The organism is Bacteroides sp. PHL 2737 (assembly GCF_004115325.2).
Lineage (GTDB): Bacteria > Bacteroidota > Bacteroidia > Bacteroidales > Bacteroidaceae > Bacteroides > Bacteroides hominis.
In genome coordinates, this window is record NZ_CP040630.1 from 103,068 (window position 1) to 126,545 (window position 23,478).

The 23,478-nt window shown below is 45.1% G+C and carries 14 protein-coding genes; 5 read left to right on the top strand and 9 right to left on the bottom strand.

Features of this window, described 5'->3' with window-relative positions:
* Window position 1 precedes the first annotated feature (1 nt).
* The 6 genes from DBK98_RS00470 to DBK98_RS00495 all read right to left on the bottom strand — a co-directional run bounded on the left by DBK98_RS00470 (window position 2) and on the right by DBK98_RS00495 (window position 9,574).
* Entirely contained in the window at window positions 2-1,660 is a 1,659-nt protein-coding gene (locus DBK98_RS00470) for a sialidase family protein (protein ID WP_005808621.1), read from the bottom strand.
* 23 nt (window positions 1,661-1,683) lie between these two features.
* Window positions 1,684-2,784 carry a sialidase family protein gene (locus DBK98_RS00475; RefSeq protein WP_005791096.1) on the bottom strand — a complete coding sequence of 367 codons (1,101 nt, stop codon included), beginning with the start codon at window positions 2,782-2,784 and terminating at the stop codon, window positions 1,684-1,686.
* Window positions 2,785-2,876: 92 nt separating this feature from the next.
* The gene (locus DBK98_RS00480) at window positions 2,877-4,337 is read right to left on the bottom strand and encodes a RagB/SusD family nutrient uptake outer membrane protein (RefSeq protein WP_005808623.1); all 1,461 of its coding nucleotides are present in this window, start codon (window positions 4,335-4,337) and stop codon (window positions 2,877-2,879) included.
* A gap of 13 nt (window positions 4,338-4,350) precedes the next feature.
* A complete protein-coding gene (locus tag DBK98_RS00485; protein ID WP_005817620.1) occupies window positions 4,351-7,647 on the bottom strand; it encodes a TonB-dependent receptor in 3,297 nt (1,098 codons plus the stop codon).
* Between the two features lie 90 nt (window positions 7,648-7,737).
* Complete coding sequence (locus DBK98_RS00490; RefSeq protein ID WP_032536759.1) at window positions 7,738-8,646, bottom strand: dihydrodipicolinate synthase family protein; 909 nt, start codon at window positions 8,644-8,646, stop codon at window positions 7,738-7,740.
* Window positions 8,647-8,851: 205 nt separating this feature from the next.
* Window positions 8,852-9,574, bottom strand: a complete 723-nt coding sequence (locus DBK98_RS00495; RefSeq protein ID WP_005808628.1) for a FadR/GntR family transcriptional regulator — start codon at window positions 9,572-9,574, stop codon at window positions 8,852-8,854.
* Window positions 9,575-10,083: 509 nt separating this feature from the next.
* Here DBK98_RS00495 and DBK98_RS00500 point away from each other — a divergent pair.
* From DBK98_RS00500 to dnaG, 5 genes are all read left to right on the top strand, one after another.
* The gene (locus DBK98_RS00500) at window positions 10,084-10,929 is read left to right on the top strand and encodes a prephenate dehydratase (protein ID WP_005781586.1); all 846 of its coding nucleotides are present in this window, start codon (window positions 10,084-10,086) and stop codon (window positions 10,927-10,929) included.
* Window positions 10,904-12,088, top strand: a complete 1,185-nt coding sequence (locus tag DBK98_RS00505) for a pyridoxal phosphate-dependent aminotransferase (RefSeq protein WP_032536758.1) — start codon at window positions 10,904-10,906, stop codon at window positions 12,086-12,088. The genes DBK98_RS00500 and DBK98_RS00505 overlap by 26 nt, the downstream gene beginning before the upstream one ends.
* 22 nt (window positions 12,089-12,110) lie before the next feature.
* Complete coding sequence (locus DBK98_RS00510; protein ID WP_005808636.1) at window positions 12,111-13,172, top strand: bifunctional 3-deoxy-7-phosphoheptulonate synthase/chorismate mutase type II; 1,062 nt, start codon at window positions 12,111-12,113, stop codon at window positions 13,170-13,172.
* A gap of 15 nt (window positions 13,173-13,187) precedes the next feature.
* The gene (locus DBK98_RS00515) at window positions 13,188-13,961 is read left to right on the top strand and encodes a prephenate dehydrogenase/arogenate dehydrogenase family protein (RefSeq protein WP_005781592.1); all 774 of its coding nucleotides are present in this window, start codon (window positions 13,188-13,190) and stop codon (window positions 13,959-13,961) included.
* A 742-nt stretch (window positions 13,962-14,703) separates the two neighbouring features.
* Window positions 14,704-16,707, top strand: coding sequence for a DNA primase (dnaG, locus tag DBK98_RS00520; RefSeq protein WP_032531406.1), 2,004 nt, complete (start codon window positions 14,704-14,706; stop codon window positions 16,705-16,707).
* Between the two features lie 135 nt (window positions 16,708-16,842).
* On the opposite strand, the gene DBK98_RS00525 is transcribed toward dnaG, so the two are convergent.
* Genes DBK98_RS00525 through DBK98_RS00535 form a run of 3 tightly spaced genes read right to left on the bottom strand, consistent with a single transcriptional unit; the run spans window position 16,843 to window position 23,425 of the window.
* Window positions 16,843-18,369, bottom strand: coding sequence for a sulfatase (locus DBK98_RS00525; protein WP_005808646.1), 1,527 nt, complete (start codon window positions 18,367-18,369; stop codon window positions 16,843-16,845).
* 51 nt (window positions 18,370-18,420) lie between these two features.
* Window positions 18,421-20,028, bottom strand: coding sequence for a RagB/SusD family nutrient uptake outer membrane protein (locus tag DBK98_RS00530; protein ID WP_032536764.1), 1,608 nt, complete (start codon window positions 20,026-20,028; stop codon window positions 18,421-18,423).
* A 16-nt stretch (window positions 20,029-20,044) separates the two neighbouring features.
* The gene (locus DBK98_RS00535) at window positions 20,045-23,425 is read right to left on the bottom strand and encodes a TonB-dependent receptor (protein ID WP_032536756.1); all 3,381 of its coding nucleotides are present in this window, start codon (window positions 23,423-23,425) and stop codon (window positions 20,045-20,047) included.
* Window positions 23,426-23,478 lie beyond the last annotated feature (53 nt).

Consider the following 23,478-nt stretch of genomic DNA (forward strand, 5'->3'; position numbering starts at 1 on the left):
ACTATCTCTCTTTATATGATTTACCTTTATCAATGAGCTCTTTCAACTGTATTTGTTGGAAAACCATCTGTGCCTGGCTACTTTCATAAAAGACACCAATCGTAGAATCATTGACCGAGGTTATACAGGAATAGCCAAAACTTCCCAACTCATCCAACATGATTTTCCGGCCTGAATCCCAGGTACTTCCATCATCCAGGCTGCACTTTAACGTCATATGGTCTCTACTGTCATAAGACTCCGGATTGCAGAATAAAAGAAGAGTCTTTTGTCTGCCGTTTTCCTGATAAGTATGTCGATGAATGCTTGCCATACAAGTAGGCTCTATCAATGCTTTTCGGGAAGTGGGATGTTCCGTCCATGTGCTTCCCAGATCGGCGGTGACACAAATACGGCGCCCATTGACCTTTTTATTACCGTGATTACGGTTATCACGCATATTCAACATGACGCTGCCATCCTGTAATTCGACTGCCATACACTCCGTAGTGTTGTGATAAGCCGGCTTAGCGGCTATCCATGTTTTTCCCCCATCCTTGCTATACGTAATATTAGAGAATGGTATTCCATCTTTATCACGGCCTTGTGTGGGAAATATTAATGTACCGTCTTTCAAAGTAATGCCATGCCCCGGTGCCGGAGCATACAGCCACCATTCCGGTTTCTTGGTTTGTGCTGTTATATTTACAGGGTCACTCCAAGTCAGTCCGTCATCCACGCTTTTCGTAATCAAGAACTGACAGGTCTCTTTAACCCCGAGCCCGGGCTGAGAACCTTTCGCATGCCATTGGTGTATCCAACGGGTACTGTCCTGCGTCATTCCTTCCACCCATTTACCCGATCGGGGATCTAAGACTCCATACATCCAGAGTCCCGCCACATAAATAGTACCGTTCTTTTCATCGGTCAGGATACAAGCATCACTGATTCCATTATATTTCTCTGGCAATCCACCCCACTTTTTGCGGTCGAGCACTATCTGCATCGGCTGCCAGCTCATTCCACCATCCAGGCTTCGCATCATCGCAATATCGATATCACCTTGCAAGTCACGCGAACTATCGTAACGGGCATCAAATATGGCCATCAAAGTTCCTTTCAGGGAAGTAGTAATGCCGGGAATACGCGAAGTATGAACTCCGTCTTCCCCTCTTTGCCGTACAGCAACCCCGGTACGGAGTGCGACAATCGGACGAACGGAAGTTACAGAAGCCTTACCACAAGTCGTTGTCACATGATCACAACTGACCGTCACACGATGGGTTAAGTCAACTTTATCTTTCAATTTAACAGTTACCCACAGTATGGTAGTATCTGATTTCAATTCCAACGGAGTGTCTAAAACCGTTTTTAAAGCGGGAGCAACTGAGTCGACACACTTTTCCCAGTCAGAAAGCCCCCTCTTTCCGGCAACTCTATATAAACTCAAATGAGTTAAATCGGTCAACAAAGTAGTACCTTTCAGGGATAATCCGATCTCCTTTACAAAACATGGTCCCGGACAGCTCTTTATCAACTTTAATTGCAAAACCGGATTAATCTCCTTTTTTGTCAAGACCGGTACTATGGGCTGTCGAACAATAACTTTCACCCGCTCGGCACGTAACGGAGTACTGAGTAAAAAACAACTAAATAAAAACAATATCGAAATATAACGCATATTGGTAAAATTGGGGATAAAAGTTAATATAGCATTTTATCAGTTTCTTCAAGTTTGAAGCGTACGCCGACAATGGAGTGTTGTTCGGGGCCCGGCCGCATCTTAACATAAGTGATGGCGACAATAGTCCCATCCGGTAGGATTTCGAGACCAGGATATCCACAATCCGAACCGGCATAACTATGTAAAAGCTTTATTTTATATTGTCCGGAAGTTCCCTCAAGCAAATCTTTATAATTACCGACCCAGGCTACAAAATGCCCTTTCGTCGGACTGTTGGGAGCCATATCCCGAAAGACGGCAATCATACGACCGTCAGGAGTAAACTTTATTACATGCCTGTCTCCGGTCAGGCCCCAGGGAGTTTCTTGCAAAGGAGACCAGGTGGTTCCCTCATCATCAGAAAACATCATCAGAGAATTGCCTACCCGGTTATTTTCACGCGCTACACAGACAAGCCGTTTGCCATCGGGAGCACGGAAGACACAGGGTTCACAGGGTGAACGCCCCTCCATCTCGCCTACTTTCACCGACTCGCTCCAGGTCAATCCTCCGTCATGTGAGACAGATTGCCACAAAGTCAACGGAGGACGGTCCCGATCATTCAGTCCACGGTGATACAACCCGAGATAATCGCCATTCTTCAATTTTACAATGCTTGAAAACGCCATCACACAAGGTTTATTCAAACTACGGACCGGACTCCAGCTCTTCCCTCCGTCTTCACTATAAGTCATAGGCATGTCCGGCCAGGCACTAAACACAAAGACACGTTCTTTCCCCTGCTTATCCGTCAGTTTGTAAATACTGGGACAATTGCTCATCGTCTGCCAGTCAGCAGGGGTTTTACCATTTTTCCAAGTCAGCCCGGCATCCTTACTTTCGGCTATGAAAGACGCTTTACCTCCATGCCCGTAAGACCAGGTACAAAGAATAGTCTTATGATCATCCATCATTACAGTAGTAGGATGTCCGTTATATAAATCCGGTCTGCCCGGAGCTATTGTCACCTGCCGTTCACGCTGCCCCGATATGTCGATCCAAGGCAGATTGGGATGGACATTTTGTCCGATTGAAGGAACAGCACAAAACAATAGAAACAGTTTCAAGATTGTGTTCTTCATAAACTTATGCTTTAAATTATTATACTTCCATATCAAAAGAACTGTGTAAAAGTATATAACAGCTACTCCACACAGTTCCTTCTTTTTATATTCTATCTCTCTACATTACTTTCGTACCCATCTGTCTGCACCAGTTTGTCATTTAAGACCATATCATTATAATTGATTGGGAAATACAATGGATAACCGGGCTTGTCATTCAAATTGGGCACCTCCTTATAAATGTCAATGGTCCCGCCACAATGGAAACGCACCAAATCAAACCATCGTTTTTGCTCTATAAAAAGCTCTCTTAAACGTTCGTCACAGATTTCTTTCTCTACAGCAATCTTATCTTTCGGGCCATCATAGGGCTCCAGGCCCGCCCGGTCACGAACCTCATTCAAATCGACAAGAGACTCAGATATCTTATTGAGTGCAGCATTGGCCTCAGCACGCAACAGAAGAAGATCTCCCCAACGATAAGCTATCAAGTCATCGTCAAAATAACGATCGTCGGAATAGGCCTTCCCCCTGAATTTGTTTGTCTGGGTTAAAATCAGGTTACCATCTTTATCCACCAAATCAATCATGGCGACTTTATAGCGCCTATCGCCCGGATACTTAAGATACAACTCTCTGGCCTTGTCACTTGGGGCATAGACATGGCGGCTCTGATTAGGTGAAGTTGCCGCATCGGCCAAGTTGACAGCCATCGATAAATTATCGGTTCTCGATGTAGTGTTGGTTGCAATAGAAAGATTTCCAGTTTCATAACGTTCAAAATAAAAAGAGAAAATGATCTCATTATTCTTTTTATTATCATTGGCAAATACCTTTGCATAATCCGGTAGCAAAGACACTCCACTCCCGCCTACCTGATCGATTGCCTTGATCGCTTCTTCCATATCCGCATTTCCACCATTCAGGACCTTTGCCTTCCACATTAAAACATCGGCTTTCAAAGCATAGGCAGCCGGCTTTGAAGCTAAATTCTTATTGATATATCCATCCTCCGGAAATAACAGGACAGCCTGTTCTATATCTTCAAGGATCAACTTCATGACGTCTTCTTTGGGAGAGCGAGGTTTTAGTTCAACGTTGTCCGAAAGCACAGGATCAGTAATGATGGGAGCATCTCCCCAAATGCGTACTATAAGAAAATAAGTATATGCTCTTAAGAAATGGCACTCAGCTTTTATACGATTCTTCTCAGTCTCATTAGTAAACTTCAGACTTTCAATTTTATTGAAAAGAAGATTGGCGTGATGAATGATATTATAAGCCGAGCGATAAGAAGGAGCATTGCTCTCAAGCAATGTGTGAGCCCATGCCACACTTGTAGGGCCGATTTCACCGGCTTTAAAAGCATCTCCTCGATCTTCACCGTAATAAGAAGTATTATTCAGGTCACGCACCTTATTGTAAATGCCCGTAAGATAAGCTTTGGCATCTCCCGGAGTTTTCCAGAACGACTGTGAAGTGATGGTAGAAACCGGATCAACCTCCAACAAGCTACAACTGCAAATCCATGTGCAGCAGAGAATACAGATCAATATTTTTGTTGCTTTCATAGTGAAAATCATTTTAAAAAGTTAGTCTTACACCAAAGTTAAATTGAATCGGGAGGAAGTATTCACCGGTCTCTTGTCCATCGTACTGTTCAGGATTTAATCCGTCAAAGGCTGTAATGTATCCGATATTTGTCACACCGGCATTCAAAGAAACCCCTTTCACCTTCATTTTAGAACATACGGAACGCGGTAGTTCATAACCTAACGAAACCTCACGGAAGCACAAATAATCTCCCTTTGAATAATAAGCCGTATTGTCGGCATTTCCATTTGAATTCATCCCGGCATAAGCTATTGTACGCATGTGATTGCGATATCCGTTATCCCAGTCCGAAGCAACATCGTAACGCGGATACTTGGCTGTTGCAGCATCACCAGTCTGCCACCAGATGTTTCCATTCGTAACGTCAGTAGTCGTTATAATAGCATTGCGTGCATTGGCATTGGCACGGCATCTCCATATATTGGCAATGGAATGTCCTAAAGCAAAATCGACAACCAAACGAAGAGAAAAATTCTTGTAAGACAAATTATTAATCAAGGCTCCCTTCTTATCCGGATTGGCCCAGCCAATAAAAGTAATATCCTTATCATCGATAACTCCATTATTGTCAAGGTCGGCCCAGATAGCATCTCCGGCAACCTTTTTCTTATTCATCTTAGAACCGGAAACCTTGGTGTCGACCGGAGCTTTTGCAGCTTCTTCATCTGTATCGTATACCCCCAGATACTTATATCCCCAACGTCCACCTATCCTCTCGCCTTCGGCCAGGCCGCCGGTCTCAACATAAGTACCGGATTTAGCATCCCATACAAGTCCGCCCTGTACCCGATTTTTGTCTCTCCCATTATAAGGAAGCTTTTTCATATACGTCCTGTTCATACTGAAAGTACCCGTAACATCCCAACTCACGGGGGAAGTTGTTGAAAGAGGATGTGCTGTCAGCGATAACTCAAAACCTTTGTTCTGTACAGTCCCCAAATTGGCCTTTATAGAACTAAAACCTGTCTGTGCCGGAAGAGCTTTGTCATACAAACGATCGGAAGTCAATTTATTATATCCGGTTACCGACAGTTCAAGACGATTATCAAAGAAACCGGCATCAAAACCATAATCCACATTAGAGGTTGTTTCCCATACCAAACTGTTATTGGCAAGTACACTATTCAGTACCCCCGGATTTCCGGCATAAATATATGAAGCATATTCGCCTTGTGTATTAGAATACGACAACTTATTATTTCCGGTCTGTCCCCAGCTCGCCCGCAACTTCATCCGGCTGACAACGGTTTTGGGAAACCAGTCTTCATAATGCATATTCCATCCTCCGGATACGGCCGGAAACAATGCGAATTTATGATCTTCGGCAAATTGGGAGGCTCCGTCATAGCGTGCTGAAACCGTCAGCAAATAGCGGCGCTTATAGTCATAATTGACACGGGCAAAGAAACCTACCAGTACTTCTTTATCCAAAGAGGAAGTGGTACGCTGTAAATCGGGCTTGGTAGGCGCCAACGTAGGTACATAATCCGTAGGGGCTTCCGAGCCTGTTCCCTTCAATTTATAGGTATCGTCCTGGGTATAGTTCATACCTATCATTGCATTAAAAGTGTGCTTATCACTGAATACTTTATCATAGGTAAACACCGCGTCTGCCATGATTTGCTTATACTGATCGTGTTTCTCGAGTGTTTTACGACCTTTATTAAACTCGTTATACTTCTCAAAAAAACGATAGATATTTTCCTGCATATAATAGGAGGCTGACGGTTTAAAATGCAATCCCTTCAGAATCTCCCAATCCAATCCTAACTGAATCGTGTTTCGATAAGCTTTGTCCGAAATATCCTGATAATATAATTCGTGCAGTCTATTCCGAGGTGAGCCTCCGGCTTCACCAATACCGGGAGTTCCATCGTCATAATACAGACGGAAGGTCGTAGGATAGCGAGAAGAACGGTCCATTGTGCTTGTGCCCGAGTTCTCCGGATCAGTCGCTTTATTCGAGATTGTGGAGTGTTTCAATCCGACGGTTAATTTTAAATTACTGCGAAGATTGTAATTTCCATTGGCAGTAAGGCTGAAACGATCGTACCCCGTACCCAGAACAATACCTTCTGAATTAATATACCCCAGACTCACATAATAATTACCTTTGTCATTTCCACCGGAAGCACTCAGATCGTAGTTGTGTGTCAATGCAGTCTGAAACAATACATCTTTTTGATAGTGATTGTCTTTAAATATCAACTGTTTTCCCGAATAAGGATCGGTCATCGTTTCATATCCTTGTCTGTTCAGCAAATCGTCGACATAAGACTGCCCCATATTGGAAATCAAATCATCTAAATATTCGGTAGTGAAACGAGAATAGCCATATCCTTCCAAGGCTCCATTTTTATAATTGATATTACCTGTTGAATAAGGATATGCGCCGCCTTCCAGGCGTCCGCTGACATTCGCGTCATTGATTCCGCGGGAACCGGCTAAGCGGGAAGCATACAGATAGTCGCGTGCACCAGAAAACGGATAATGCTGCCGAATCTGCTCAACTCCCAAACGGTAGGAAGCGGAAATAGTGGCTTTACCATCTTTTGAAGAACCTTGCTTGGTAGTAATAAGAATGATACCATTGGCAGCCTTAGCACCATAAATTGCAGCGGAAGCGGCATCTTTCAATACTTCCATAGACTCAATATCTTCCTGATTGAGTCCATTCATATTGCTACGGACAACCCCATCAATGACAAAAAGAGGAGAGTCGTTAGCCGGATCGGTTGACCCGCCACGGATCAGCACTACCGGCTGTGCACCAGGCTGTCCGGTAGTCTGTCGAATATCCAGTCCAGCGACCTTTCCCTGTAGATTGTTCAAAGGAGATGCAGAGACAGAAGACATTAACTCCGCTTTCTTCACAGATACAACTCCTGAAGTAACAGTTGCCTTAGATTGAGTTCCATAACCGATGGCTACGACCTCGTCAAGTAGAACCGACTCATCTTCCAAAGTAATTTCATAAAATGTATTATTGGTTACTTTCAGATCCTTGGTTTTCATTCCAACAAAGGAGATTTGTAACAAAGATTTACGTGGGACCTTTAATTTAAATTTTCCATCGACATCGGTAGTTGTACCTATTTGTGTGTTCTTTACAATAACTGTAGCACCTATGACCGGTTCTCCGGATGTGTCCTTAACAACACCACTAATCTCAAAATTGCCACTTTGTTGAGCATGAACGGGTGCTAATGTCCCAATAAATGTCAATAAAACAACAATGAGACACTTAATTCGAGTAATTTTTCTCATCTTTGTATGCTTTTAATATAAAATTTAAGGCGTAGAGCGAAGGGGGTATATTCCGTCCAAAGTCTATTTCCCCTTCCCTACTTTTATTTTTTAATTCAAGAAACCTATTTTTTCAAGATCTCTTTTGAGCGAAGAATATTCATCATCGCCAAACGGTGTGATGGGCAGACGGCACCGGCCGCAATCAACACCTATTAAATTCATTATTGCTTTTCCTCCACGTACACCTCCTCCATATTTAATTATTATTTTTACTATTTCAATCGACTTCTGCTGCATCCGGCGAGCAGTACAGATATCACCTTTCTTGAACGCATCAAAAAGATTCTGATATACAACAGGTAAATAATTGTAGGTACTACCAACACCGGCAACGGCTCCTAAAGCCAATCCGGCAATCAGAATTTCATCGTATCCATGCAGCACTTCGAATTCTCCATTATTGAGTTCCAAGCATTCACCCATCTCCATCAGGTTATTGTGTGTGAATTTCGTTCCAACCAGATTAGGCATCGTTTTTTTTCCCTCTATAAGAAAAGAGCGAACCGAAAGAGATACTCCCGTCATAGACGGCATATTATAATAATAGAAAGGAAGATCGGGAGCACTTTGAGCAATTGGAGTAAAAAAGTCCACCAGATCCTTTACCGAAGAGGGTTTAAAAAAACAGGGAGCCATAGCGGCAAAAGCATCAGCTTCCACCTCTTGTGCATGCCGAGCCAGCTCCATAGCTTCCAATTGACAGTTACTACCCACATGCGCAATCACCTTAAAGCGTTTCCGGGCAGACTTTATCCACTGAGCAAGAATAACTTTACGCTCATCCGTAGTCAGTGAATGAGATTCTCCTGTGGTTCCACAAATAAATACACCTGCCATTCCTGATTCAGCCATCAGGTCGGCGTATTTGTCTATAACAGAAAGATTGATATCTCCCCGCGCATCCATAGGAGTAAAAGTGGCGGCAACCATTCCTTCCAAACGTTGATAATGTTTCATTTTATTATTTAATTAGATATTAATTAAGAATAAGGAATCTCTGATTGGAAACCCATTTCTCTGCGTCGATAACAAAGGTATAAAATGGCTGCGCAGCTATAATAAATTGTTATTTACCCGGTTACCCGCAATAAAAGAACGGCCATCCTCCAGATATTTCCCAAGGGAATGCTAAAATTCTGTTTGACTTTTTGCAATCCCCCGATTATTCGTTAACGATTCTACGTTTCATAAAAATCTTATATACGGCAAAATGTTTCTCAAGCGCCTTTCTGTAACCGGGCTCATCATGTTTCTCCAAAAAGTCGAGAAGGTCAGCGTGAGTTACCAATTCTCCCCGCTCTTTTATCTCTATATTAATAGGCTCGAGCAACTCTTTGAATTTATCTTTCACAAAAACCATTACGGGATGAATAATCTCCTGAAACTCACGGATAGTGGCATTGCCGGTTATTTCATAAAGTTTAGCATGAAAAGTAAATTCACTGATAGGGGCATATTCATTATTCTCAAAAGCGATACCCAATCGGACAATCTCTTTCAGTTCAATAATATCTTCCGGAGTTATATTCTGAAAGAGATCACTGCAAATTCCCAACTCTAAAGCAATTCTAAAACCTAAAAGATCAAACAGAGAATGTTCACTTAGAATACGCGGATCGACAACTCGCTTCATACCTCCAAGAATAGAGGGCTCAGTCAGAATCATGCCTCGTCTGGTACGTGTTTCTATCATCCCTACCATTTTCAATCGGCTGAGAGCCTCCCTCAGCACACTACGCGCCACACCCAAAGCGGCGGCCAGTTCCATCTCATTGGGAATGGCATCTCCTGCCCGCAGATCTTTAGTTCTAAAATAAGTAAGTAGGTTATCTTCGACCTGATCGACCAAAGTTATCGCCTGACCATGTAGTTTTAATGTATCCATAGTATAACAATTCAGTTTAGTTAAAATAAGATTAATCTTATTTGTCTGACAAATAAAAGAAGTTTTTCGCAGAAAAACTAACATCTTAAGAACTGAAACGCTCCATTTAGTAAATATTAACACAACTAAGCCTCTATACCATATTATATAGAAAAAGAAAAAGATAAGAGATGAAGAAGTTACAAACAGATAACATTTACAGATATAAAAGCACAAATTGGGAATATAAATATATAAATCACAAAAAAAAGTCCGTTTTTTATTTGTGTTTAAGATAAAAGCATTAATTTTGCCTCAGATTTAAAACAAAAAGAAAAATAGATCTGATGAACGTATTCACTTTTACATATTACTTCTTTTTTTACTTTTACTTTAGCCAGAAAGTAGAGCGGGAGTTTGTATGTATCAAGTGACAGGGTGCTTAAGAACTGAGATTAAGAGAAACTAATAATATGAATCCCGCTCCGACATGGACGCGGGATTTTTTTATACCATATACTCAATTAGGAATGAAAAGAATAGCAATTCAAGGGACACTGGGCTCGTATCACGATATAGCCGCACACAAGTACTTCGAAGGGGAAGAAATAGAGTTAATCTGTTGCGCCAACTTTGAAGATGTGTTTGCTGCCATCCGGAAAGATAGTCAGACAATCGGGATGCTGGCCATTGAAAACACGATTGCAGGAAGCCTGCTGCACAACAACGAACTGTTGCGCCAAAGCGGCACGCAGATTATCGGCGAATACAAATTACGCATTTCGCACAGCTTCGTTTGCCTGCCCGAAGAGGACTGGAATGACATCACCGAAGTGAACTCACACCCGATCGCCCTGATGCAATGCCGGGAATTCCTGAACCAACACCCGCGTATCAAAGTGGTAGAAGCTGAAGATACGGCCTTGAGTGCTGAAATCATCAAACGGGAAAACCTGAAAGGACATGCCGCCATCTGCTCACATGCCGCCGCCGAACGGTACGGAATGAAAGTACTACAAGAAGGCATAGAAACAAACAAACATAATTTCACCCGTTTTCTGGTAGTGGCAGATCCATGGCAGGTGGACGAGATACGAAAACAAAACACCGTTCTCAACAAAGCAAACATCGTTTTCACTCTCCCCCACTCCGAAGGAAGCCTCTCACAGGTTCTGTCTATCTTATCTTTTTACAACATCAACTTAACAAAAATACAATCGCTCCCTATCATCGGACGGGAATGGGAATACCAGTTCTACGTAGATGTGGCTTTCAACGATTATCTGAGATACAAACAATCGATTACAGCAATCACTCCATTGACGAAAGAACTTAAAATATTAGGCGAATATGCAGAAGGAAAATCAAACGTATAAAGTAGCGCCGGCCGACAGACTGGGCGGTGTAAGCGAATACTACTTTTCGAAGAAACTGAAAGAAGTGGCACGGATGAACGCAGAAGGTAAAGACGTAATCAGCCTGGGAATCGGAAGCCCGGACATGCCCCCTTCGGAGCAAACCATCGAAACGCTGTGTAACAATGCTCACGACCCGAACGGACACGGTTATCAACCGTATGTGGGCATACCGGAACTTCGCAAGGGTTTTGCCGACTGGTATAAACGCTGGTATGGAGTGGAACTGAATCCGGCAACAGAAATTCAGCCGCTGATCGGATCGAAAGAGGGCATCTTGCACGTGACACTCGCTTTTGTCAATCCGGGCGAACAGGTACTGGTACCCAATCCGGGATATCCCACCTACACTTCGTTAAGCAAAATACTGGGTGCCGAGGTGGTGAACTACAATCTCAAAGAAGAGGACGGATGGATGCCGGACTTCGATGAACTGGAAAAGATGGATCTGAGCCGCGTGAAACTGATGTGGACCAACTATCCGAATATGCCGACCGGTGCCAATGCCACACCGGAACTTTACGAACGCCTGGTGGAGTTTGCCCGCCGCAAGAACATCGTGATTGTGAACGACAATCCGTACAGCTTTATCCTGAACGATAAGCCGATCAGTATCCTGAGTGTGCCGGGTGCCAAAGAATGCTGTATAGAATTCAACTCCATGAGTAAAAGTCACAATATGCCGGGATGGCGTATCGGTATGCTGGCTTCGAATGCAGAGTTTGTACAATGGATTCTGAAAGTGAAAAGCAACATCGACAGCGGAATGTTCCGTGCCATGCAACTGGCAGCTGCCAAAGCACTTGAAGCGGATTCGACCTGGTACGAAGGCAACAATGTAAACTATCGGAACCGTCGTCACCTGGCCGGAGAGATTATGAAAACGTTAGGATGTACGTACGACGAAAAGCAAGTGGGCATGTTTCTCTGGGGAAAAATCCCCGCAAGTTGCGCCGATGTAGAAGAACTGACAGAGAAAGTGCTGCAGGAAGCACGCGTCTTCATCACTCCGGGATTTATTTTCGGGAGCAACGGAGCGAGATACATCCGCATCTCTCTCTGCTGCAAAGACGCCAAGCTGGCAGAAGCGCTGGAACGAATCAAATCAATAATGAAATAACAACTAAACGAATTAGATCGATATGGAACTCGAATCAATCTTATTGCCGGGCGTGGAAGATAAACGCCCGATGGTGATAGCCGGCCCTTGCAGTGCCGAAACAGAAGAGCAAGTAATGTCAACCGCCACACAACTGGCAGCCAAAGGAGTAAAAATCTTCCGTGCGGGAATCTGGAAACCGCGCACCAAACCGGGAGGTTTCGAAGGTATCGGCGTAGAAGGCCTCGCCTGGCTGAAAGAGGTGAAGAAAGAGACCGGCATGTACGTATCTACCGAAGTGGCTACAGCCAAGCACGTATACGAATGCTTGAAAGCGGGCATCGACGTGTTGTGGGTAGGTGCCCGTACCACCGCCAATCCGTTTGCCGTACAGGAAATAGCAGACGCACTGAAAGGTGTAGACATCCCTGTGCTGGTGAAGAACCCGGTAAATCCGGATCTGGAATTATGGATCGGTGCTCTGGAGCGTATCAACAACGCCGGACTGAAACGTCTGGGAGCCATCCATCGCGGCTTCAGCAGCTACGACAAGAAGCTATACCGCAACCTGCCGCAATGGCACATTCCTATCGAGTTGCGCCGCCGCATCCCCGAACTGCCTATCTTCTGCGACCCGAGCCACATCGGAGGAAAGCGCGAACTGGTAGCTCCTCTCTGTCAGCAGGCCATGGACCTGAACTTCGACGGACTGATAGTGGAAAGTCACTGTAACCCGGACTGTGCATGGAGCGACGCTTCACAACAGGTGACTCCGGACGTACTGGACTACATCCTCAACCTGCTCGTCATCCGTAAAGAGACACAGACAACGGAGAACCTGAACGTACTGCGTAAACAGATTGACGAATGCGATGATAACATCATTCAGGAACTGTCAAAACGCATGCGCGTAGCACGTGAGATCGGTACTTACAAAAAAGAACACGACATCACAGTGCTTCAGACCGGACGTTATAACGAGATTCTTGAGAAACGCGGTGCCCAGGGCGAACAGTGCGGCATGAGTGCAGAGTTTGTGAAAGTGATCTTCGAAGCCATCCACGAAGAATCGGTTCGTCAACAGATGGAGATTATCAATAAATAGCAAATCATTCATATTATGCGAATTCTAATTTTGGGAGCCGGCAAGATGGGCTCCTTCTTTACTGACATACTAAGTTTCCAGCACGAGACGGCCGTGTTCGACGTCAACCCGCATCAGCTTCGGTTCGTGTACAACACGTATCGCTTCACAACATTGGAGGAGATCAAGGAGTTCGAACCGGAACTGGTGATCAATGCTGCCACAGTGAAGTATACGCTGGACGCTTTCCGCAAAATTCTGCCTGTTTTACCCAAAGACTGTATCCTGAGTGATATCGCTTCGGTGAAAACCGGACTGAAGAAGTTCTACGAAGAAAGCGGATTCCGTTATGTCTCCACTCACCCGATGTTTGGCCCTACTTTTGCCAGTCTGAGCAATCTGAGCAGCGAAAGTGCCATCATCATCAGTGAGAGCGATCATTTGGGGAAAGTATTCTTTAAAGACTTATACAATAGCCTGAACCTGAATATTTTTGAATATACCTTCGACGAGCATGATGAAACAGTGGCTTACTCCTTGTCCATCCCGTTTGTTTCGACGTTTGTTTTCGCAGCTGTCATGAAACACCAAGAGGCACCGGGAACTACATTCAAGAAGCACATGGCTATTGCAAAAGGGCTTTTGAGCGAAGATGATTACTTATTGCAGGAAATCCTGTTCAATCCGCGCACGCCGTCACAGGTAGAGAACATCCGCACAGAGCTGAAACAGTTGCTTGAAATTATCACAAGCAAAGATGCGGAAGGAATGAAAAAGTATCTGACGAAGATACGGGAAAAGATTAAATAAGAATCTTTATCATAAGTATGAGGGGGTGTCATTCACCACAGACACCCCTCTCCTTTCTTTTATTATTTGCGGGATGAGCAAAATGTCAAAATGATAATAAGAAACGCTCAGTTTTCATTCTTTAGTCCCGAGGGAAAGGCAAGAAGGAAAAAACGGCTCTAATTCATTTTTCCTCCGATCCGATTGATCGCATTTATCGATATAAGAAGCATATTGAGCAGAAAAGAGCTCTTCCTGTATCATATTATCCACTCAGAAGCGACGAGAGTACCTTTCTGGCAGAAAAGGAAGCTCCGGGACGGGCAAGCAACCAGAGAGAAAAACAGGGAAAATCCGGATCTTAAACGGAACAATATATGTAATTATGAAAAACATATAGAGATATTTGAAAAAGAAGTAATCATTTTCGGAAAATGTAACCGTCTTTCGGTGGAAATGCAACCGTCTTTTTCGGAAAACAAAGGCTCTTTTCACCCCGGACAAAGGCTCTGCCCACTCAAAAGCCCGGCTCTCCAACCGAAAAAGCCCGCCGATTTCCTTTTTCTTCCTCCCGTTGGATCAAAAACAATCGGGTATCCGCCAGACAAAAGCCTTATTGGCTGACTTTTTAATGCAAAACAATCCGTATTTGCGACATAAAGCAAATATCCGATAAATCGGCACGGCCTGCCGAATCCACTGAAAAGCCATTTGATTATCCAAGAAATATCACGTACATTTGCATCCGCAAGGAGATAAAACAATGATAGACCAGGCAACCATAGACCGTATACTCGATGCCGCACAAATCGTAGAAGTGGTTTCGGATTTCGTCACGCTGCGCAAACGCGGTGTGAACTACGTGGGACTTTGCCCTTTCCATAACGAGAAAACACCCTCGTTCAGCGTGTCTCCCTCAAAGGGACTTTGCAAATGCTTCAGTTGTGGTAAGGGCGGTAACGCAGTGCACTTTATCATGGAGCACGAACAGATGTCCTACCCCGAAGCACTCCGCTATCTGGCCAAGAAATATAATATAGAAATCAAGGAACGGGAGCTGACCAATGAAGAGAAAGAGGTGCAGAGCAACCGAGAAAGTATGTTCATTGTCAACAACTTCGCCCGCGACTATTTCCAGAACATCCTGAAAAACCACGTAGACGGACGTAGCATCGGACTGGCTTACTTCCGCCAGCGAGGCTTCCGTGATGATATTATCGACAAATTCCAACTGGGGTTCAGCACCGAAGGGCGTGACGCTCTGGCACAGGAGGCGATGCGCAAAGGCTTCAAAAAAGAGTTTCTCGTAAAGACGGGGCTTTGCTATGAGACGGACGACCATAAACTGCGTGACCGCTTCTGGGGACGTGTCATGTTCCCGGTCCACACGCTTTCGGGCAAAGTGGTTGCGTTCGGCGGGCGTGTGCTCAGTACGGAAAACAAGAAACTCGCCAAGTATGTCAACTCGCCGGAGTCGGAAATTTATCATAAAAGCAACGAACTTTACGGCATCTACTTTGCCAAACAGGCCATTGTGAAGCAGGACCGCTGCTTCCTTGTGGAAGGATATACGGACGTGATCTCGATGCACCAATCGGGGGTGGAAAACGTAGTGGCCTCTTCCGGTACGTCCTTGACACCGGGACAGATCCGGCTGATTCACCGTTTCACCAACAATATCACCGTGCTCTATGACGGCGACATGGCGGGAATCAAAGCGTCGATCCGAGGCATAGACATGTTGCTCGAAGAGGGAATGAACATCAAAGTATGCCTCTTGCCCGACGGCGACGACCCGGACTCTTTTGCAAGGAAACACAACGCCACGGAGTTCCAGAACTTTATACAGGAACACGAAACGGACTTTATACGTTTCAAGGCACAACTCCTGATGGAGGATGCGGGCAAAGATCCGATGAAACGGGCGGAACTGATAAACGACATCGTACGCAGCATCGCGGTCATTCCGGAAGCCATCGTCAGGGATGTTTATATCAAAGAGTGCGGACAGTTATTGCGGATAGAAGACAAACTGTTGGTTTCGGAAGTGGCCAAGCGCCGTGAACTTCAGGCCGAAAAAGGGAATAAACCGGCCGTCGCCAACCATGCTCCGGTACCGGAAGCAGGCGAGATACCTCCTCCATTTCCGCCGGAAGAGGCAGAAATCGATACCTACCAGTCGTTTATCCCCCAGGAGGGCAAAGAGGGACAGGAGTTCTACAAATACGAACGCCTTATCATCCAGATGATCATCCGCTACGGAGAAAGGGTGATGTGCAACATGACGGATGAAGAGGGGAACGAAGTACCGGTCACAGTGGTGGAGTATGTCATCAACGACCTGAAAGAAGACGAACTGGCGTTCCATAACCCGCTGCACCGCCGTATCCTCTCGGAAGCCGCCGAACATATCCGCGAACAGGAGTTCGCCTCCGAACGTTTCTTTGTGGCGCACCCCGATCCGGCTATCAGCACAATAGCCACCGAACTGGCAAGCGACCGGTATCAACTGAGTAAATATCACTCGAAAACACAAAAGCTGGTAACGGACGAAGAGCGTTTGTACGAAATGGTTCCGATGCTGATGATCAACTTCAAGAATGCCATCGTGGCAGAAGAACTGAAGCACATCATGTATGCGCTGCAAGATCCTGCGATAGCCAATGACAACGCTCAATGTGACGCCGTCATGCAACGGTATAAGGAGATGAAGGAAATACAGAACCTGATGGCCAAACGCCTGGGCGACCGGGTGGTGTTGCGCTGACCACATCCGGTTATGCACCGCCATCGTTTTCTTAAAGAAGCGGATACACATACAGTTTGTAACAAAAAAGAGGGTGCGTCGAAAAAAATGTGAGTCTCGACACACCCTCTTGATGTATCAGTAAACCTTCACTTGTCAGAAGTAGACAAAGGGCTTCAGTTCATTTCCTTGCTTATCTACCGGATAAAGAGCTCCTTCCTTTACCAACTGGTCAGACATTTTCCGGATCATCTCTTTACACTTATCGGGATACGCAGAAGAGAGTTCGTTCCTTTCTTCAGGATCATCCTTCAGATTGTAAAGCAGAGCCTTCGGTTGTTGCGGGGTCTCGGGAAGATAATAATAAATCAGTTTCCAGTCCCCCATACGATATGTCGTAAAGTAGTTGCCACGGTGAGCATGCGGAAAGTGCATCAAGAAAGACTCGGGACGCCTCCGGTTTACCTTACCGCTTAATTGCTTTTTGAGGTCGAATCCATCTATCGCATAGCCCTGAGGAGCTTTACATCCGGCCACGGCCAGCACTGTCGGATAAATATCCATTATTGTCCCCAACTGTGTCTGCATACCTCCCGCTTCAATCGGTAAACGCTTCTGCACTTTACTCTCTTTCTCAGGCTTTGCCCAGCCCGCAATAAAAGGAACACGCATACCTCCTTCGAACTCCGTACCTTTTTTCCCTCTCAACGGAGCAGAAGAGCCATATCCGCGTTCATCGCCCAGAGGGGCGTCGCCACCATTATCTCCTAAAAAGAAGATCAAGGTATTTTCGGCAATTCCCAACTTCTCAAGTTGGTCCATAATATCCCCCAAGGATTTATCCATGCCTTCTATTAAAGTAGCAAACGCCCTTGCCTGTTCGCTCTTATCCGGATCGGTATACCGTGACAAAAAGCGTTTATCTGCCTGAAAAGGCGCATGGACCGCATAATGAGCCATATTCAGATAAAAAGGACGCTTTTCTTCTACCGCCTTGGTTATCTCCCGGTTCGCTTCTATCGTCAAAGCTTCACTTAGAAAGATGTCCGTCCCATGATACTTTTCCAGGTCGGGAACCGCCCTTGCCTTTTCCCCCTTGATATGCCCATATCCCCATTCGCCATAATAGCTGCCGGGATGTCCTATGCCGGAACCGGCGATATTTACATCAAAACCAAGATGCAGCGGATTCTCTCCTTCGCTACCCATACAACCAAAATGTGCCTTTCCGACATGGATGGTCTTATACCCGGCCTGCTGCAAAACTTTCGGCATAGTGGGCATATCTTCCCTGAGACCTTTCCAGTTCCATTCGGGCGGCCCGAAAGGAGTCCGGTTATTGCTTTCGGCATTAATCCAGTTGGTGACACCGTGCCTTGTCGCATTTTGTCCGGTCATAATTGAAGCTCTGGAGGGGGAACTTACACTTTGCGCATAAAAAGTAGAAAAACAAATACCTTGTTTAGCCAGTCTTTCCATATTCGGAGTATGATACCAGTCATTCAGGGGATGGCGCGTCGGCTGACCATTTTCATCTGTCAGAAAGGGAACGGAAGTATCCATCAGTCCCATATCATCAACCAGAAAAACAATAATATTCGGACGCTCCTGAGCCACTCCGCAAACGGAATATGCCAAGCCGCCTAACACACAAATTTCTTTAAAAGCTCGATTTGTTTTCATTACATACTTTTTTTATTTATGGAATATATCCTCGATATCAGTCATCCGGCCTCACCACCCGGGGTTCTGCTCTAATGCCGGATTCAACGATACCTCACGAAGCGGCAATGGGAAGAGATAGTGTTTCGAAACATCAAATGTACGGCTTTCTGCTTTCTGTACCAACAAAAATCCGTTCTTATCCAAAGTTACGTCTTTTCCCGGTATAGTTGTCGGATAGAGCGCCGAGTCAAACTTCGCACCCAAGATGGCTACCGGTAATTCCGATTCGGCTGTTTTCCAGCGGATAATGTCATCGTAACGGAACGATTCGGCAGCCAGTTCCACCCTGCGTTCCCGGCGGATCTCTTCGCGCATGCTCAAACCATGCTGTTCTACAAAAGCATTGGTCAAGGCAGGCAATTGGTCGGGATGACCTTCGAAACGGGCACGGAGCCGGTTGACGGAAAGGTTCAGGTCGGCATCCGAGATCTTATCTTCCAGTTCAAAACAGGCCTCAGCATAGATAAGCAACACTTCGGCATAACGAATCAGTATTTCATCAATCCGCGACTTCATATTCGAGTAAGATTCTTCGTCACCATACTTCTTGAACATGTATCCGGTACGTGTCTGGCTCGAAAGGTTGGGTACAAATGGTTTTCCCAGGAACGGATCTCCCGGTTTCCAGAGAGTAAGTGCCATACGCGGGTCGCGGTTCTCAAACTCCTTACCGGCAGGCAGATATTCTACTTTATAAGCAGACTTCTCCACAGGAAGCCCGTCTTTACAGAGAAATGCATCGGCCAGCACTTTGGTAGGGGTGTGAGAGGGATCGGCTATCGTAGCGCGGATACGGGAATTGTATGTATCAGCCTCAGCAGAATAACGATATGAAAGAATGTGCTCGTCCGAGTCTTCTCCGGGCAGCAGGAACAGATCGCGGTAATCTTTATACAAAGAATATTCTTTCGTGTCAATCAGCCGCTTACTGGCTTCTTTGGCCATCTGAAGATATTTCTTATACTCTCCGTCACCGTGGAACTTATTTCTCGTGCCGCAATAGAGCGCCACACGGGCAAGCATTGCCTGGGCAGCTCCCTTGGTCAGTCGTCCCACGTCGGTAGACAATTTGCTTTTCAGCGGAATGTGGGTCTCCGCAAATTCAAGGTCTTCGATGATACCTGCAATCACTTGTTCTTTAGGAGTGCGGGGGCCCATCAATTCTTCCGAGTCCATATCGAGCGTGCTCAGTACATAGGGAACATCGCCAAAACGCTTCACTAAATTAAAATAGAAATAGGCTCTGAAGAACCGGGCTTCACCGGCATAACGGTTCTTGACGGCATCCGAAACTTCGGCATTCTGATAATTCTCCAGAAAATTATTGGCATTCCGGATTTGCTTATACGCCGCAGTCCAGATAGCATCTGTATTGCCCGGACTCTGAGTTCCCGAACTGACTTGATTGCTCACGTTAGCAAAACCGTCCGCACTCTGGTTATCTAATGTATACGAACGATTCATATTCTGATAAAACACATTGGTGGCCAGTCTCAAATCGCTTTCCGACTTCCAGAAGCTGGCAGGTGAAAGATTGGTTTTAGGTTCCCGATCCAGGAAATCGCTACAGCCACACAATACGATTGCAGTCAGCAACCAAAGATATATAGTTTTCATCTTCATAATTCAAGAATTAAAATGTCACGTTTAGTCCAAATGAAAAGTTTCTCATGATAGGATATACATATCCGTCTACATTAGACAGCTCCGGATCGAAGTTATCGTTCAGTTTGCTATACTCACAAAGGTTATCGCCGCTAAAATAGACTCTCAAGCGCTGGATGCCCCATGATTTGGTCAGTTTCGGGTCTATCGTATATCCCAGTTGCAGATTTTTCAGACGTACGTAAGCCGCATTCTGCAACCAGTGGTCGGAAATCTGATAGTTATGATTGGCTCCGGCATAATAGCGCGGAAAGGCTGCATTCGGATTCTCCGGAGTCCAATAGTCATTGTGCATCTTATAGGAGAAGTTATTCCAGGTAGCATAATAGGGATTCATCACCTCACTCGACAAATAGAAATTTCTTTTGCCTACGCCCTGGAACAGTATTCCCAGGTCGAACCCTTTCCATGCCGCAGTCAGATTCAATCCAAAGGTGTACCGCGGAGTGGTGGTGCCCAGATATTCCAGATCGTTAGGAGCTGAAATCTTTCCATCTCCGTCTTTATCAACATACTTAATATCACCTACACCGGTAATAGATTTATTATAAGCAGCCGAATTCTTAACTTCCTCTTCAGACGTGAAATATCCGTCGGTGCGGTATCCGAAGATTGACCCCAGAGAATATCCCTGAACTTTCTGATTGACACCGGCCACAAATCCGTTATACTCCACTCCGTAATCGACGAGCTTATCTTTCTGATCGGATAAGTTGAAACGGGCACTATAGGAAAAGTCTTTAATCCGGTCTTGCCAGCCTACGGTCACTTCCCAGCCCTTCACTTCAAGTTCTCCATAATTGCCGGTAGGCACATCGACTCCAATCACACTCGGAACCTCGACATTGACCAGCATGTCCTTGTTCCGTTTGATGAAATATTCTCCGGTCACTGTCAGACGGTTTCTGAGAAACGCCATGTCTACCGCAAAATTATTCATTTCTACCGTTTCCCAGGTTCTTGTTTCCGATGGCAGTTTGGAAATGATGGCCCACTGTCCGAGTTCCGACTTAAACGGATAGTACCCCTTAATATTATAACTGGCAATATGGTCATACATTCCTAACCCGTTCTGGTTTCCCAACTGTCCCCAGGAAATACGGAGCTTCAGGTTATCGAAAATGCGCTGATTCTTCATGAACTTCTCTTCCGTAATTCGCCAGCCGACCGAAGCGGAAGGAAATACACCCCATCTGTGCTTTTTTGAAAAACGTGAAGAAGCGTCCGCACGGAAGTTGGCCTCAACCAGATATTTGGAAGCAAACGCATAATTCATACGCATGAATCCTGAAACCAATGCCCATTCATTTTCATCGGCACCATTCGACCATCCGTCCGTATCACCCAGATTAAGCGCAGGCAGTTCATTTCCTATGATATCGGTACGTTTTCCCTGAAGATCTTCATACAGATTCTCTTCTGCCGACCATCCTCCAAGAACATTAATATCGTGTTTTCCAAATACACCTTTGTATTCGGCAATCAGTTGCCCGGTCAGATATTGTCGATGGGAATTATTCTGCGTTACAGAGTTCGGGCTTTTCTGTCCAAAAGCAGTCGAGATTAAACCTTCCACACCATATTTTCCATAAGCTCTACGCCATTCCTTTTTTTGTCCGTCAAGAATATTCGCACCTCCGACGGCCCGTAGAGAAAGACCTTTCACCGGTTTATACTCTAAAGTAAATACTCCTTCAATCCGTTGATTACGGGTACGCCCTTCACCGCCTTCTTTCAAGGCCTGAATCGGATTCAACTGCATTCGGTGGCGGGAATAATTTCCATTCGGATCATAAATAGGCATATTGGGACCGGCCTGTATAAAAGTGATATAAGGAATTGACCACGAACCTTCGGCAGCATGATAGAGGTTTACTCCCCGTGAATAGCTGATACGGCTATCAAACGACAGCTTGTTCTTTATCAATTCAACACTGATATTTGAGCGGAGATTAATACGGTCATAATTGTCAGGACCATATTCAGAAAACATTCCATTCTGATCAAGCCAGCCGATGGAAAAGAGATACTTCAAACGATCAGATGCTTTCGAAATAGTTAGGTTATGGGTCTGCTGAAAACTATGATCCATCATCAGACCGATCCAGTCCACATCCGAAGTATATATCCACTCTTTACCGTTAGGAATAGCAATGGTATTGGGATCTTTAATAGCATCAATTGCTTTCTGTGAAAAAGGAGCGGCCAATCCGGCATTGGCAAATGCAACGTTGGATAATAATGCATGGTCCAATCCCGTATTGCTTTCAGGTAAACGCGTAGGAGAATTAAAAGAAAAATTACCGGTATACTCTACCTTCACCTTCTCCGAAGCCCCCTTCTTAGTAGTCACCAATACCACTCCCTCGGCAGCACGTGCACCATAAATAGCAGCAGAAGCGGCATCTTTCAATATTGAAATGGTTTCAATATCCTGTGGATTTACCACATTAATATCTCCCGGCATACCGTCGATAATCACTAAAGCACCGGCGCTATTGATGGAAGTGTTTCCACGTATCTTGAAAGAGGCAAACTCTCCGGGCTTTCCGGTACCCGAACTGACTGTCAGCCCCGATACTGTTCCCTGAAGTGCATCCGTGGCACTACGGATGGGACGGTTTTCAATGACATCCGACTCGATGGTCTCAACAGCACCTGTCAGGTTTACTTTCTTCTGCGTACCGTAACCCACGACAACAACTTCGTCCAGCAACTCGGCATCTTCTTTCATCTTTATCTTCAGAGTCTTGCCGGGAATCACTTTGACTTCTTGTTTGGCATATCCGATATACGAGATGACAAGTATGGCTCCCGGAGATACATCCAACGAAAAGCCGCCGTTGAGATCTGTTATAATTCCGTTGGTAGTGCCCTTCTCAAGTATACTGGCACCTATGATGGGCTCACCCGCCATGTCGGTAATCTTCCCTTTCACCGGAATTTTGTCTTCCTGCTGTACGATTATCGTATTCCGGGGGCTGTGCTTGTCGGACAAAATGATGTGTGTTCCTTCCATTTCGTACAAGACTTGATTTCCAAGCAACTGATTCAGGACCTCCGATACGGGTTTCTCTGAAACATGGATTGATGCGTGTCTTTTCACATCGACAGCATTCGAGTACATAAACAGGTAATCTGTCTGACGTTCTATCTCATTCAGTATTTCCTCTAAAGGGACATTCGTTTTTTTAATGGACACTCTTGCATTCTGAGAATTGACAGTACCTGCCATGGCACCGAATACACAAAAGAAAAGTAAGAATGTAGTGACTCTCATAGTTTTAAATAATGGTTTGATTGACGAATTTTTAGGTACATAAAAATCCGTGCAACGAGTATTTTTCATATCTTTGCTTTATAAATTCATTTAATATTTTTCTTTTTCAGGTAAAAGAAGAA